The sequence below is a fragment of the Cellulosilyticum ruminicola JCM 14822 genome (assembly GCF_001311925.1).
Taxonomy (GTDB): domain Bacteria; phylum Bacillota; class Clostridia; order Lachnospirales; family Cellulosilyticaceae; genus Cellulosilyticum; species Cellulosilyticum ruminicola.
In genome coordinates, this window is record NZ_BBCG01000001.1 from 136,117 (window position 1) to 152,309 (window position 16,193).

At 32.5% G+C, this 16,193-nt stretch carries 12 protein-coding genes and 2 pseudogenes; all 14 read left to right on the forward strand.

The genetic code is table 11. The features are described from left to right. The first annotated feature begins 239 nt into the window (after window positions 1–239). Window positions 240–857, forward strand: coding sequence for a peptidylprolyl isomerase (locus tag JCM14822_RS00700; protein WP_054738740.1), 618 nt, complete (start codon window positions 240–242; stop codon window positions 855–857). A 104-nt stretch (window positions 858–961) separates the two neighbouring features. Beyond that, entirely contained in the window at window positions 962–2,929 is a 1,968-nt protein-coding gene (locus JCM14822_RS00705) for a DNA gyrase/topoisomerase IV subunit B (RefSeq protein WP_054738742.1), read from the forward strand. Window positions 2,930–2,992: 63 nt separating this feature from the next. Further along, window positions 2,993–5,128: a DNA gyrase subunit A gene (locus JCM14822_RS00710; protein ID WP_054738809.1), complete on the forward strand. Its 2,136-nt coding sequence runs from the start codon at window positions 2,993–2,995 to the stop codon at window positions 5,126–5,128. Between the two features lie 29 nt (window positions 5,129–5,157). Then, window positions 5,158–5,953, forward strand: a pseudogene (gene proB / locus JCM14822_RS00715) (glutamate 5-kinase). A 31-nt stretch (window positions 5,954–5,984) separates the two neighbouring features. Further along, complete coding sequence (locus JCM14822_RS00720) at window positions 5,985–6,215, forward strand: DUF896 domain-containing protein (protein ID WP_054738744.1); 231 nt, start codon at window positions 5,985–5,987, stop codon at window positions 6,213–6,215. 115 nt (window positions 6,216–6,330) lie between these two features. Then, the gene (gene ruvA, locus JCM14822_RS00725) at window positions 6,331–6,924 is read left to right on the forward strand and encodes a Holliday junction branch migration protein RuvA (protein WP_054738746.1); all 594 of its coding nucleotides are present in this window, start codon (window positions 6,331–6,333) and stop codon (window positions 6,922–6,924) included. A gap of 12 nt (window positions 6,925–6,936) precedes the next feature. Continuing rightward, a complete protein-coding gene (gene ruvB, locus JCM14822_RS00730) occupies window positions 6,937–7,932 on the forward strand; it encodes a Holliday junction branch migration DNA helicase RuvB (RefSeq protein WP_054738748.1) in 996 nt (331 codons plus the stop codon). A 118-nt stretch (window positions 7,933–8,050) separates the two neighbouring features. Continuing rightward, window positions 8,051–8,428 (forward strand): cell division protein ZapA, encoded by a 378-nt coding sequence (locus JCM14822_RS00735; protein ID WP_054738750.1) that lies wholly within the window; start codon window positions 8,051–8,053, stop codon window positions 8,426–8,428. Between the two features lie 86 nt (window positions 8,429–8,514). Further along, a pseudogene (locus JCM14822_RS24710) lies at window positions 8,515–9,311 on the forward strand (peptidase U32 family protein); the annotation flags it as partial. Between the two features lie 225 nt (window positions 9,312–9,536). After that, window positions 9,537–10,820 (forward strand): DUF3656 domain-containing U32 family peptidase, encoded by a 1,284-nt coding sequence (locus tag JCM14822_RS24715; protein WP_408606164.1) that lies wholly within the window; start codon window positions 9,537–9,539, stop codon window positions 10,818–10,820. 12 nt (window positions 10,821–10,832) lie between these two features. Next, window positions 10,833–12,191, forward strand: a complete 1,359-nt coding sequence (locus tag JCM14822_RS00750) for an FtsW/RodA/SpoVE family cell cycle protein (protein ID WP_054738756.1) — start codon at window positions 10,833–10,835, stop codon at window positions 12,189–12,191. Between the two features lies 1 nt (window position 12,192). Next, window positions 12,193–13,641 carry a peptidoglycan D,D-transpeptidase FtsI family protein gene (locus tag JCM14822_RS00755; protein WP_172674739.1) on the forward strand — a complete coding sequence of 483 codons (1,449 nt, stop codon included), beginning with the start codon at window positions 12,193–12,195 and terminating at the stop codon, window positions 13,639–13,641. A gap of 481 nt (window positions 13,642–14,122) precedes the next feature. Further along, window positions 14,123–14,449, forward strand: coding sequence for a dehydroquinate synthase/iron-containing alcohol dehydrogenase family protein (locus tag JCM14822_RS00760; RefSeq protein WP_054738760.1), 327 nt, complete (start codon window positions 14,123–14,125; stop codon window positions 14,447–14,449). A gap of 192 nt (window positions 14,450–14,641) precedes the next feature. After that, window positions 14,642–16,147 (forward strand): methyl-accepting chemotaxis protein, encoded by a 1,506-nt coding sequence (locus JCM14822_RS00765; protein WP_054738763.1) that lies wholly within the window; start codon window positions 14,642–14,644, stop codon window positions 16,145–16,147. The last annotated feature ends 46 nt before the right edge of the window (window positions 16,148–16,193 follow it).

Consider the following 16,193-nt stretch of genomic DNA (forward strand, 5'->3'; position numbering starts at 1 on the left):
GTATTATTTTACTGAAACATTCTTGATTTATAATTAATCATTAAGAAAGATAGCTAACTTAATGACATTAATTCTTAAAAAATGTCTTTTTTGTATAGAAAAGTAAGAGTTTATGAATACTAAACTAAAAATAGATGTTGTATAAAAATATACGCAGGTTGATAACAGTATTATTAAACAAATAGTGATGTATAAAAAAATAACAGGTGACGATACTTTAAGAAATAGAGGTGAAGAAAATGAAAAAATGCATAGGTTTTATACTTGCTATTTGTTTTTTGAGTATAGCTGGTTATTCTTATATCAAATTTAATAAGATTCCCAAAATAGAGGAGGAGAATTGTCCTGTTGTAAAGGTTATTTTATCTAATCAAACATCGTTTAAAATACAACTTAGACCTGATGCAGCACCTAATACAGTGTGTAATTTTATCGACCTTGTAGAATGCGGATTTTATAATGGATTAGGCTTTAGTAAAATTTTACCTAATTATTTGGTGCAAACAGGAGATACAATAGGTAATGGAACAGGTTATCCAGGTTATTTTATTAAAAGTGAATGTAAAGCCAATGGATATCCTAATAATTTGCTTTGTGTGCAAGGTACAGTATGCATGGCACGAGGTCAAAAATTTAATACAGAAGGCTCACAATTTTTTGTATTGTTAAGAGATGCACCAGAATTAAATGGGCGTTATACAGCATTTGGTATAGTTACACAAGGATTGGAGAATTTAATGGCACTGACAACACAAAGTGATTTAACAGTTAAGCAAATGACAGTTGAAAAATTTTATGGAGCATATAAAGAACCAAAAGTATTATCTATGGTAGAGATAAGAGATACAGCACAGTAATATATGGGGGATAGAAAACATTTAGAAGATTATTTAAAACTTGACAATAGGATAGCTTTTAATTTAGAGTAAGTAGATGAGACTAAATATATAGGTGATGAGAGATGAAAGAAAAAGTATATGATAATCAGAGTATATCTGCCTTAAAAGGTGCAGATCGTGTAAGACTGCGTCCTAGCGTTATATTTGGCTCAGATAGTATTGAAGGCTGTCAACATGCAGTGTTTGAAATTTTAGCCAACTCTATCGATGAGGCAAAAGAAGGCTATGGACATACAATTAATGTCACTTTGCATAAAGACCACTCCATTACCATTGAAGACTTTGGGAGAGGGATTCCTGTAGATTATAACGAAGCTGAACAACGTTATAACTGGGAATTAGTATTTTGCGAGCTTTATGCCGGGGGGAAATATAACAATAATAATGGCGACAACTATGAATTTAGTTTAGGTCTTAATGGACTTGGTAGTTGCGCGACACAATATAGTTCAGAGTATATGGACGTAGAAGTAAAAAGAGATGGATATATCTATGAACTTCATTTTGAAAAAGGTGAAAATATAGGTGGTCTTAGAAAAACAAAAGCCGATTACAAACGTACAGGAAGTAAAATTCACTGGATGCCAGACAAAGAGGTATTCACAGATGTACAAATTAGTTCGGCTTATTTTCATGATGTTTTAAAAAGACAAGCCGTTGTTAATAAAAATATTGAATTTGTTTTTAAAGATGAGATTCAAGATCAAAAAACAGTTTACTTATATGAAGATGGTATTATAGGCTATGCCAAAGAATTAGCTGGAGAAAAAGCGTTTATAGATGTAGCCTACTTAGAACAAGAAACAAGAGGACGTGATACAGCAGATCGTCCTGAATACAAATTAAAGTTCCAAGTTGCTTTTGCATTTTGTAATGAAACGAACTGTTTAGAGTACTATCACAACTCAAGCTACTTAGAGTACGGTGGATCACCAGATAAAGCGGTTAAAAATGCCTTTGTTTATGCAATTGATCAATATCTTAAAAACGAGGGTATTTATAACAAAGATGAGAAGAAAATAACTTTTGTAGATATTCAAGATAGTTTAATTTTGATAGTCAATTCCTTCTCAACAATTACAAGTTATGAAAACCAAACAAAGAAAGCGATTACAAACAAATTTATTCAAGAAGCTATTCAAGATTATTTGAAAGAATATCTTTTTATTTACTTTACAGAGAATAAAGCAGATGCTGATAAGATTGCTAAGCAAGTACTTGTGAATAAACGTAGCCGCGAAAAAGCAGAGCGTACGCGTATTAACGTACGTAAACAATTAAGTGGAAATATTGATATTGCCAATCGTATTAAAAAATTTGTAGACTGTCGTAGTAAAGATGTGACAAAACGAGAACTTTACATTGTAGAAGGGGATTCAGCTCTTGGTTCTTGTAAACTTGGGCGTAATGCAGAATTCCAAGGGATTATGCCAGTTCGTGGTAAAATATTAAACTGTTTAAAAGCAGATTATGATAAAATCTTTAAAAGTGATGTTATTGTGGATTTATTAAAAGTATTAGGTTGTGGGATTGAAATTACTTCAAAACATAATAAAGATTTAAATACTTTTAATATGGAAAACTTAAGATGGGATAAAATTATTATTTGTACTGATGCCGATGTAGATGGTTATCAAATTCGTACACTAATTTTAACAATGCTTTATACTTTAGTGCCAACACTGATTAAAGAAGGTAAAGTATTTATTGCAGAAACACCACTTTATGAAATTAATACAAAAAATCATACATTCTTTGCCTTTACAGAAAATGAAAAAGCAGAGATCTTGGATAAAATCAAAACAAAGTATACGATTCAACGTTCAAAAGGGCTTGGTGAAAATGACCCAGATATGATGTGGGAGACAACTATGAACCCAGAAAGTCGTAGACTCATTCAAGTGCTACCAACAGATGTAGCAACAACACAATTTATGTTTGATGTACTTTTAGGAGATGACTTAAAAGGACGTAAACAATTTATTGCAGATGAAGGACATCGTTATTTAGAGTTAGCAGACATGAGCTAAGAAAAGGCGAAAATGTGTACATTAGGAATATTTGCCTTTATGACAAAAGAAAGGACGGGGACGATGAACAAACATGTTTTAAAACAAAGAATTACAGATACACTTGAAAACAACTATATGCCCTATGCAATGAGCGTTATTGTCTCTAGGGCATTACCAGAAATTGATGGATTTAAGCCATCACACCGTAAATTACTTTATACAATGTATAAAATGAATTTAATTAAAGGTGTTAGAACAAAATCAGCCAATATTGTAGGGCAAACAATGAAACTTAATCCTCACGGAGATGCAGCTATTTATGAAACAATGGTGCGTCTTACAAAAGGGAATGGGGCATTAAATGTACCTCTTGTAGATTCTAAAGGAAACTTTGGAAAAGTTTATTCAAGAGATATGGCTTATGCAGCTGCCCGTTATACAGAAGCTAAGCTTAGTGAAGTATGTAGTGAGGTATTTGGTGATATTGAAGAAAATGCTGTAGATTTCGTAGATAACTATGATGGTACTTTAAAGGAACCAGTACTTCTGCCAACACGTTTTCCTAATATTTTAGTGAATCCAAATCAAGGGATTGCGGTAGGGATGGCAAGTAATATTTGTAGTTTTAATTTAAGTGAGATTTGTGATGCCACAATTGCTTATTTAAAAGATGAAGATGTAGATGTACTGCAATATATTTTAGCACCAGACTTTCCAACAGGTGGGACAATCATTTATGATGAAGCAGAAATGATTAGCATTTTAGAAGCGGGTAAAGGAAGTTTCAAAGTACGTGCTAAATATACTTATTATAAAAAAGAAAACTGTATTGAGATTACAGAGATTCCTTATACAACAACAGTAGAAGCTATTATTGATAAAATTGAAGAGCTTGTAAAAGCCGGTAAGATTAAAGAAATCAATGATGTACGTGATGAAACAGACCTTTCAGGTCTTAAACTAACTATTGATTTAAAACGTAGTACAGATTCAGAGCTTTTAATGCAAAAATTATTTAAAGCGACACCACTTGAAGATAGCTTTAGTTGTAACTTCAATATCTTAATTGATGGTATGCCACGTGTAATGGGTGTAAAAGAAGTTATTAGTGAGTGGTGTAAATTTAGACAAGATTGTATTGTACGTAAATATAACTTTACAATTGAAAAGTTAGAAAAACGTTATCATTTACTTTTAGGACTTAAACAAATTTTACTAGATATTGATAAAGCCGTAGAGATTGTACGTCATACAGAAAAAGAAAAAGAAGTTGTGCCAAATCTTATGGCTTACTTTGATATCAGTGAAATGCAAGCTGAATATGTCGCTGAAATTAAACTGAGACATTTAAATAAGCAGTATATTTTAGAGACTTTAAAAGAACTTGAAACACTTGAAAAAGAAATTGCTAGATTAAAAGATATTGTGGCAAATCCACGTAAAGTACGAAAAGTAATCAGTGATGAATTAAAACAAGTTCAAAAGAAATACGGTACACCTCGTTTAACAGAACTTTTACATCATACAGAAGTTGTACGTCCAAAGAAAGAAGAACTCATTGAAGATTACAATGTAAGACTCTTCTTAACAGATCACCAATACTTAAAGAAAATTACACTTGTTTCTTTAAGAAGTAGTGGGGAACAAAAGCTTAAAGAAAATGATGTGATCATTCAGGAATATGAAACAAGCAACCGCAGTGATTTATTACTCTTTACAAATAAATGTAATGTCTATAAACTAAAGTTACACGATATTGAAGATACAAAGGCGAGTCAATTTGGAGTTTACTTACCAAACTTATTAGATATGGAAGAAGGCGAACAAATTATTAGTATGCATGCAACAGCTGATTATAGAGGTTACATGGCCTTTGGATTTGATACAGGTAAAGTTACAAAAGTACCTGTAAATGTGTATGAAACAAAAACGAATCGTAAAAAATTAATTAAAGCCTTTTATGGTAAATCACCTTGTGTAGGTATTAGCTATGTAACAAATGAGGATGTATTAGCGCTTACACGTGAGGATGGTAAAACTGCTTATGTAGCAGTAAGTAGCATTGAAGAAAAGCAAAAGAAAGATGCAAATGGCACTTTGACACTTACTATTACTAAGAAAATAGGTATGAAGAGACTAATGAAGGTTCAAGAAATTACAGAAGAAATCAGTAGCAAGGTTGCTACTGATTTACCTGTGAGTGTACGTGGCCTTTAATAAACTTGTTAGATTATGAGGGGGAAAGTATGAGAACGCAAATTCAAACAGCAAAACGTATTGTTATTAAAATTGGTACATCTTCATTAACACATGAAAATGGAAAAATTGATTTGGAAAAAATGGATAAACTAGCCCGTGTTTTAACGGACTTTAAATAATTCGGGCAAAGAAATTATGCTTGTGTCATCTGGAGCTGTTAATGCAGGAATGCAACGTATTGGAAGAAGCAAAAGACCAGATGATTTATCACTCAAGCAAGCAACAGCTGCGATTGGTCAAGGGATTTTGATGAAAATGTATGAAAAGTTTTTTGAGGAATATAATCAAGTTATTGCCCAAATACTACTTACAAAAGATGTTATTCAAGATGAAATCAAAAGTACAAATGCCAAAAATACATTTGAAACACTTATAGAACTTGGGGTTATTCCAATTATCAATGAAAATGACTGTATTTCAACTTCAGAAATTGCAGGTTATAGATTTGGTGACAATGATACACTTTCAGCTACAGTTACAGAACTTGTAGGTGCGGATTTACTCATTCTACTCTCAGATATTGAAGGGTTATATACTGCAAACCCTAAAAATGACCCATCAGCTAAACTGATTCCAGTTGTAGAAGAAATTACACCTGAAATTGAAGCTTTAGCAGGTGATGCAGGGACAGCAATGGGAACAGGCGGTATGACAACTAAAATTATAGCAGCTAAAATTGCTAAAAAGGCTAAGGCGCATACTGTCATTGCATCTTCTACAGATATAAATGTGCTCCGAGATATTCTTAAAGGTGAAGAAGTGGGTACATGGTTTAAAAACTAGATTAATGCATTGTTAGAAAGGAATTTATAACATGGAAATGGATTTACTCATTAAACGTATTAATGAACTTGCACATAAGAAAAAAACATTAGGCTTAACAGAAGAAGAAACTATTGAACAAAATGATTTAAGACAAGAATACTTAAAAATCTTTAGATCAAACTTCAAAAATCAATTAGCAAATACAAAAATTAAAACACCAGATGGCAAACTTCATCCTTTAAAATACATGCCAGATAATAGCAAAAAGAATCTTCACTAAGAGAAAACATGCGTCTTTAAAGCCTACATATGTTGCTTTAAAGGCGCATTTGCTATTTATGATAGAGTAAGTTAAAATAAAAAAGAAATGCCTACTAAAAATGAAGGAGTAGACTATGATCACATATTTAAAAGGAACATTAGAAGAATTAAATGAAAATAGTTTAGTGATTGAAGCTTGTGGCGTGGGTTATGAAGTGTTTTGCAGAGGAAGTGCTTTTAGCCAACTTTTACAAGATAAATCACCAATAAAAGTATATATATATGAACATATTAAAGAAGATGGGCATGATCTTTATGGCTTTCAAAACAAAGAAGAACGTGAACTCTTTAAAAAACTGATTAGTGTAAGTGGTATTGGCCCAAAAGGTGGTATGCAAGTTTTAAATACTTATGCAAGTCAGGAGGTCATTGAAATTATTTTAGAACAAGATAGTAAAGCATTAAGCAAAGTTAGTGGTATAGGACCAAAGACAGCACAACGTATTATTTTAGAACTTAAAGATAGTATTGGTAAGCTTTATGTACCAGACTTAAGTTTACTTGAAACAGGACTTAAGGATGACACTGCAAAACATGAGGCAATTGAAGCTTTAACTGCTTTAGGTTATAAGGATACAGATGCTAGAAAAGCTGTGGAAGCGATCTTTGACTATAGTTCAGATAGTGAAACACTTATAAAAAAAGCTTTAAGCTTATTAGGAATGTAAGGGGGATAGCATATGGAAAGACGTATTATGTCTTGTGATTTACAATTAGAAGATAATGAAATAGAAAGTAGCATTAGACCCCTTTCATTAGATGAATACATTGGTCAGTCAGCGATTAAAGAAAATATTAAGATTTTCATTGAAGCAGCTAAATTGCGTTCTGAGTCGCTTGATCATGTACTTTTATATGGACCACCAGGATTAGGAAAGACAACTCTTGCAGGAGTTATTGCTTCAGAGATGAGTGTAAAGATTAAAGTGACATCAGGCCCAGCAATTGAAAAACCAGGTGATATTGCAGCGATTTTAAATAATTTGCAACATGGAGATATTTTATTTATTGATGAGATTCATCGTATGAGTCGTCATGTAGAAGAGGTTTTATATTCTGCCATGGAAGACTATTGCATTGATATTGTAGTTGGGAAAGGACCAACAGCCAAATCAATCCGTTTGAGTCTGCCACACTTTACTTTAATTGGGGCAACAACACGTGCGGGGATGCTTAGTTCACCACTTCGTGACCGTTTTGGGATTATTCAGCGCCTCGAATATTATAGTGCAGAAGAGTTAGCCCAAATTGTGAAACGTACAGCTGGTCTTTTAAATACACCTATTACAGATGATGCGGCACTTGAAATTGCACGTTGCAGTCGAGGAACGCCGAGGGTGGCCAATAGGCTTTTAAAACGTGTCCGTGATATTGCGCAGATTAAATATGAAAATAATATTCATACAGAAAGCTGTGAAAAGGCATTAGAACTTTTGAATATTGATAAAAATGGGTTAGATGAAATTGATAGACGTATTATTCATGCGATTGCACTTCAGTTTAAAGGTGGACCTGTAGGCCTTGAAACATTAGCAGCGGCTATTGGGGAAGAAAGAGATACACTTGAAGATGTTTATGAACCATACCTTATTCAGCAAGGTTACTTACAACGTACACCAAGAGGACGTATGTTAACACCAAAAGCCTATGAGGCTTTCCATTTAGAAGAGCTCTAAAGAATAAAAACTTTATAGAATAAAGATTGTAAAATAAATTCAGAAAGTAGTATTTAGTTGAGGGTTATGCTATAATTGTGTGAAGAAAAACAATAACTAGAATAATGAGGTGTTAAAAGTGGCCAAAAATAGAATTGAAGTCATTATTGGCGGAAATATTTACGCACTGCAAGGCGATGAGTCTGAAGAACATATTCAAAAAGTGGCACGTCTCATTAATGATAAATTATTAGAGATTCAGGAAATTGGGGGTAAAAGCAGAATGACAAGTCATAAGGCAAATATGCTTGTGGCGCTTAATGTAGCTGATGAGTACATTAAGACCAAAGAGCAGCTAGAAGCCCATATGACTGAGTTTGAGAGATGTAGTGCTGAAAATGCCGCATTAATAAAGCGTGTTGAAGAACTTTCTTTAGAAATTGCTCGTACCAAAGAGCAGTTAGCAGCAGTAACCCATTCATATCATAAAAAAGATTATACTAACAGGGGAAGATAAACGAAAGTTTCTCTTTCCCTATATTATTTTAATAAGAAAAGGTGAGACAATAGATGAAAGCAGAATTATTAGCACCTGTAGGAAAAATGGAAAATGCCATTGCAGCAGTAGAAAATGGTGCAGACGCCTTATTTGTAGGTGGTAAATTATTTAATGCAAGACAATATGCAGATAACTTTACAGATGATGAATTAGAGGAAATTGTGCACTATGCCAAATTACGTGGTGTACGTGTTTATGTGACAGTAAATATATTAATTAAAGAAACAGAAGTACAAGGTGTATATGAATATCTTAAGTATTTAGAAGAAATCGGTGTACACTCTATTATTGTGCAAGATTTAGGGGTAGCGGCTATTGCTAGAGAGCACTTTCCTAAACTTCGCCTTCATGCAAGTACACAGCTTTCAGCTCATAGTATTGAAGATGTCATGTTCTTAAAATCATTAGGTTTCAAACGTGTGGTACTTGCAAGAGAATTAGGTCTTAAAGAAATCGAAAAAATTGTTAAAACATGTGGTGTAGAGATTGAAACATTTGTACATGGTGCTTTATGTTACAGTTATTCAGGTCAATGTTTAATGAGTAGTTTAATTGGTGGACGTAGTGGAAACCGTGGACGCTGTGCACAGACTTGCCGTATGAAATATAGCTTAATGGATGAAGATAAAACACTTGTAAAAGAAGCGTATTTATTAAGTCTTAAAGATATTTGCAGTATTGAGTTCATTCCAGACTTATAGCTTGTGGCATTCATTCATTTAAAATGGAAGGACGTATGAAATCACCAGAATATGTAGCTTCTATTGTGAAGACTTATCGTAAATATGTAGATCTTGCCTTAAGCGGTGAGAAATATGAAGTATCACAAGAGGATTTAGATATTGTAAAAGGTGTCTTTAATCGTGGTGGATTCTCAAAAGGTTATTACTTTGAACATGGTAGCAAAAAAATGTTAACACCAGTAAGTCCAAAACACATTGGTTTAAAAGCTGGGGTAGTCACACAATTTATACCTAAAACAAAAACTGCAACGATTTTATTAGAGCGCGACTTAAATCCTGGAGATGGTCTTGAGATTATCCGTAAAGGCAAAGAAAGTGTAGGAATGGGTATTTCTAAGAAATGTGAAAAAGGGACAACAATTAAGGCGCAATTTGAACACTTTGTAGAAGTAGGCAGCGAGGTTTATCTTACTAAAAATCATAATTTATTAAAAGCATTACGTGCTACTTATCAAAAACCAATACGTAAGATGCCAGTTCATTTGAGCATTGTAGGAAAAGTAGGTGAGCCTTTATTAGTAAGTCTTACAGTAAATGATGAGACAGTAACTTATAAAGGAATTATAGTGGAAAATGCTATGAATGCACCACTTACAAAAGAACAAGTTGTGAAACAATTAAGTAAGCTTGGAAGTACTTCTTTTGTGGCAAAAACACATGAGATTGAATGGGATGAAAATGCTTATTTACTAATTAGTCAGCTTAATGAAGTAAGAAGACAAGCTGTAAGCTTATTAGAAGCGCAGCTTTTAAAAGTAGAGACAAAAGTACATCCAGAACATTTAAAAGAGCCAGTTCATGCATCAAAATCTGAAGGATCAGTAGGCAATTGGTATGTCCATGTAACGACTTTAGACCAATTAGATGAATGTTTAAAATGGTCACAAATTAAACGTATTTATTGGGAGTGGCAGTATGATAATGCCTTAGCACATGAAGCACTTAAGAAATGTGAAAAAAAGGAAGTTCCTATGTACCTGTCATTCCCATCAATTATCAAAGAAAGTACATTTAGACGTTTTGAAAAAGATATTAAATCATGGGAAGATACAGCACTTACAGGCTACTTAGTACGCACAAATGGGATGTATTATGTGCTAAAAGATAGTAGCAAAGAAATTATTATTGATTATAATTTAAATGTTATGAATCATAAAACTATTAATTTATGGGAAAGTTTAGGTGCAGCAGGCGAAACAGTATCAGCTGAATTAACTTTAGAAGAAATCATGCTACTTGAAGGAAACTTAGAAAAAATCGTATATGGTTATATTCCAGTGATGACTTCACAACAATGTATTTTACGTCATACAAATAATTGTCAAAAGAAAGCAAAAGAAAAGAAACTCTACACAATTAAAGACCGTAAAGATACACCATGGGCAATTCAAACAGATTGTGAAGCTTGTGTGATGCAAATCTTAAGTTATGAGCCAATTGTGATAAAATCAGGTGAGCTGCAGCGTATTAAAAATCAAATGAATGTACGCCTTCAATTTAATAAAGAAGATATGGTTGAAACACATAAGATTTTATCAGCTTATTTAGAAGGAAAAACATTTACACCAGCAAGCCTAGAAGGGATCAACTTTAAAGGAGCACTATAAGGAGGAAATGGTGTGGGCTATTTTAATTTAGTCATTTTATTAAGTCGCTATATATTTGCAGGGTTTGGGATTATCTTTATGTTAGTAGCCTTTAGCTTTATGCGACCATTTGTAAATTATAATATGGGGACGACAAGAGAGAAAAATAGATTTTTAAACTTATGTATTACTTTTGTCCATTTAGCAGGCATTAGTATTTTAATAGGTAAACAAGCTGATGAAACATTAAGAGCACCTATTGCGATTAATGGGCTTGTAATGTATGTGATTATTATACTGACTTTATGGCTTTTAAAGCTTTGGAAAAGACAACATGAACTTGTTTTATGGCAAATTATGTTCTTTATGATGGACATTGGATTTATTATGCTTGAGAGACTGGATCATGATTTAGCAACGAAACAATTATTTGCATATGTAATAGGGGTGGTTGCGGCTTTAATCTTTCCAAGTATTTTCTCTATTTTAATTAAACCAGGTAATAAATATATTTATCTGGGCATACTGATTGTTACGATGTTCTTGCCATTTGTTGCAGGAACAACAATGCTTGGAGCAACTAACTGGGTAAGTATTGGTGGCTTTAGCTTTCAACCTTCAGAAATAGGGAAGGTAGCTTTAGTACTCTTTTTAGCTTCTATGCTCAGTGATGGAGAAAAAATAAAAAGAGGTTATAAAGGTTTGATTTTCCATGGAATAGTTGTAATAGGTGCATTAGGATGTTTAGTATTACAACGTGACTTAGGGGCAGCGTTATTATATTACTTAACAGCATTAATGATGTTATTTATGGCCACACGCAGTGCCTTGTTGCCATGCTTAGGATTATTAGCAGGGGCAGTAGGTAGTGTAGGCGGATACTTTGCCTTTTCTCACGTAAGAGTAAGGGTAGAAGCTTGGCTAGATCCTTGGGCAGATATTAGTGGCAAAGGGTATCAAGTTGTACAAGGACTTTTTGCTATGGGAACTTGGGGATGGCTAGGCAGTGGTTTAACAAGAGGGGTGCCGAATAAAATTCCTCTTGCTACATCAGACTATATCTTTGCAGCAATCTGTGAGGAATTTGGAAATCTCATGGGAATTGTTATTTTACTTGGTTATTTAGGGATTATCTTATTATGTATTCAAGTCGCATTTCGCTATACTCATGCCTTTTATCGATTGATTATTGTAGGGATTGCAACAATCTTTGCTGTACAAGTATTTATTATTATTGGTGGGGTTATGAAACTCATTCCACTTACAGGGATTACAAGTCCATTTTTAAGTGCAGGTGGTACTTCAGCAGTAGTAAGTATGGGAATGATTGGACTGATTACGTATTTTTCTTATAAAGGTAGAGTTAATGATGATGAAAAAGGTGGAAACTAAAGTGAGGAAGAATAAAAAAGAAGTTTCAAGTCAAACGCGAAAACAAATGCAAGTCACGAAAGATCAACAAATTATTTATGTGATTACAGGTATATTTGTGGCTATGTTTGCACTTTTAATAGGTTACTTTATTTATTTTACAGTAGCTAAAGAAAAGCAAATTGCAGCGCATCCACAAAATACAAGACTCAATACTATGGCAGAAGAAGTCATTCGCGGGACTATTTATGACACCAATTTAGAGGTACTTGCTACAACTGAAGATGGTGAAACACGTGTTTATCCTAAAGGTAAGCTCTATGCCCACGCAGTAGGCTATTGTATAAATGGGAAAATCGGGGCAGAAGCTTTAGCAAATTCTCAATTACTTTATCCAGATTATAGTGTGAGCTCATTATTTAAAGCCGCTTTTTTGGAAGAAAAGTTTGAAGGACGAGATGTGGTATTAACTCTAGATGACCGCTATCAAAGTGCTGTAGCAGAGGCGTTAGCTGGAGAAAGAGGCGGCGTTGTAGTACTAGAACCTTCTACGGGCAAAATTCGTGCCATGTATGCAAGTCCAGCATTTGATCCTAACAACATAGTAGAAGAATGGGAATATTTGCGTACAGATGAAGAAAATACACCACTTGTTAATCGTGCCACCCAAGGCCTTTATCCACCAGGGTCTATTTTTAAAGTTGTAACAGCTTTAGCATATATTGAAAAACAAGGTAATAAACTATTAGATTTTACCTATAATTGTACAGGTGAAGTAAGTGGAGATGAATATACCATTGAATGTTATGATCATACAGCTCATGGAGAAGTAGATTTAGAAAGTGCTTTTGCTAAATCATGTAATAGTTATTTTGTAAAACTAGGCGAGCAGCTTTCGGTAGGACAGCTTCGCGCTGCAGCAGAAAAACTTGGATTTAATGACAAATTAGATTTTGATATGCCTTATTCAAAAAGTAAGTTTTCATTAAACTCTAAGGATACTGATTTTGAAAAAGCAGCAACAGCTATTGGGCAAGGTCGTACATTAGTCACACCATTACATATGGCAATGGTGGCAGGAATGATTGCAAATGAAGGTGTAAGTATGAAGCCTTATCTTATGGATTATAGTATGAGTAAGAAAGGCAGTATAAAATTAAAAAATATGCCTGTTTATGAAGGGACTACACTGGATGTAGAGACCTCAAAAAAATTACAAAATCTTATGTTACAAGTTACAGATTATGGAACAGCTAGTTCTTTAGAGTATAGTGGGATGACTGTAGGCGGTAAAACAGGTACAGCACAAAATGAAACTTCAGCAGACCACTCGTGGTTTATGGGATTTGCAAAGGATAATGCAGGTGAGAAAAATGATATTGCCTTTGCAGTTGTTGTAGAAGGAGGTAGTATTCGTGCAGTAAGTGTAGTGCAAAAAATATTAAATGTATATAATCAGGTAAAACCTTAGTAAAAGACCTATTCATTGTAAAAAATGGATAGGTCTTTTTTGATGATTTTAAATAATTACAGTAAATATTGAACTGAAAAGGTGTGAAAATTTAAAAAAATATGATAAAATAAAATTGTATAAGCAAATTATTAATAAAAAAATTGTGGAGGGACAAACATGTGGGAGGAAAAAATCAAATTAGATGATATTAGAGAAATTCGAACAAGAACAACCACTTATTTTGGAGTTGGGGCCACCTCGAAATATGAGTGAAGAGTAAATGCTACAAAAGCTTTACCTATAGTTGCAATTAATACAACACATGGGACAGGAACAGAGGTAAATCGTTTTGCGGTTATGAGTTTAGTGGATAAACAGTAGAAAAATTAGAAGATTTAACGACAAGATATTACTTAACTTATGTGGCAATGATTATAGAAACATGTTTTGATAATATTTTTTTTACAGTTACCTATTGCTAGAGCATCCTTTAAGTGGTATGAAACCGAATGTTATATATGGATTGGTTATTTTATTACCAGCATTTATAGAAAAAATTTATCCAGCATGTTCAGAAGTATTAGAAGAGTTTTTATCGCCAATTGGAGAATGTAAGAATTTAGAACAAATAATGAAAAATGTTAAAGGATTTATAGAACATATGGGTGTTCATGAAAGCTTAAGTGATTTAGGATTTCAAGAAAAAGATATAAAATATCTTATGGAACTAACTGTAGATACCTCAAGCTTAGATTTATTATTACAGTTAGCCCCAATTTATGGTACAAAAGAGTTGTTAAAAGAAGTATATTCATTATCAATGTAATGGAAGATTGATTATAAAACTTAGAATAACTTTTAGTACATAGCTATTATTCTAAATAAAAGTTATTAAATAGTTATATTAAAGTTTAAAGTAGTAAAATTTTAGAACAAGGAGGAGAATGATTATAAACTATAATTTAAATATTCTATAAGGATAATTTGAGATAATTTGAGTAGAAAGGATGATAAAACAATGAAAGAAAGTTTAACTGCAATTGAAGAGTATCGTATAAAATCTTTAAACTTTACAAAATGGATATGTGTAATTGCAGGTGTATCAGCACCGGTTGTACACATATTAGATAAGTTAAAAGGTAGTTTAGAAAATGTATCATGGTTTTTAGCAATATTTAACCTACTTAGTGTAGGTCTGTTGTCAATAGTAATTTTTATTACAGCAAGTCAATCAATTGTAAATGGAAAATTAAACTTAAAAAAATATAATATTGTAAAGTATCTTATTGCAACAATAGCATTATTAAATCCTACTATAATGATATTAATGAATCCTATTACAGATATTTATGTGACGTGTATATATTGTATGTTAATATTAATTTTATTCTTGGATATAAAGGTTATGCTAGGGGTGTCTGCAGGAATGGGAATAATTATTATGCTAGCCTGTATAAAATATCCAACGATGCAAATGAATAGTGACTTATTAGCTACAATATTATTTACATTGATATCTATCAATTCAATTGTATATTTAATTGAAAGTACATTAGCTGTTGCAAAAGAAGAAGAATTAAAGCAAAATCAAAAAAAATTAGAAGCAGTTATAAATAAAGTCGCTGGATTAGCTAATTCATTAGGTGATTCAGTACTTTCATTATCAGCTATTGCAGAAGAAGAAAATGCTAGCATGGTAGAAATTATTGATAACAGTGGTAATTTAGATAGAAATAGTAAAGAAATTTTAGAAAGAGCAGAGAAGACTATAGTGCATCTCAATAGATTAGAGAAAAATAGTACAGATATTAGTAATCAAATGAACATAACTCAAGAAACATCTTTAAATTTATCACATATGTCAATGCAAAATGAAAGTGCATTAAATGAAGTATTAGAAATGAGTAAATTAGTTGCAGATTCTACGAAAAATACATTAGATGTGGCTAGAAGATTACAAAGTGAAACAAAAGAAATTGATAGTTTATTAAATGTTATTAATAATATGTCAGAAGAAACTAATTTACTTGCATTAAATGCAAGTATTGAAGCTGCTAGAGCTGGGGATTTAGGAAGAGGTTTTGCAGTAGTAGCTGATGAGGTTCGTAAGTTAGCAGATAATACAAGATTATCTCTACAAAATGTAAATAAGGTAGTAAGTGTATTTAAAGGAGATGTTTTACAAGTAGAACAATTAGCAGTAGAAAACTCTGAATTAATTGTAAGCCAAAATGGAGTTTTAACTAAAACAGCGGATGAAATTAAAGAGCTTATTGTAAATTTACAAAAATCTGTTGATGATATTGCTAAGGTTAGTAATCTAAGTAAGAATCAAGGAAGTTATATAGGTGAAAGTGTAAAAATAAATAAAGAAATTATAGGAAGTATTCAACAAGAAATTAGACAATTTGAAGAAATTACAGAATTAGTTAAGGCTAATATGCAGTCTATAGCAGAAATTACTAAGAGTGCAGAAAGCTTAAGTGCAATGATAGATGAAGTTCAATCAATATTAGTGGGATAGAGAGCAAAGTTATAGAAAAATAAAGGTTTGTTATTACAATAATATA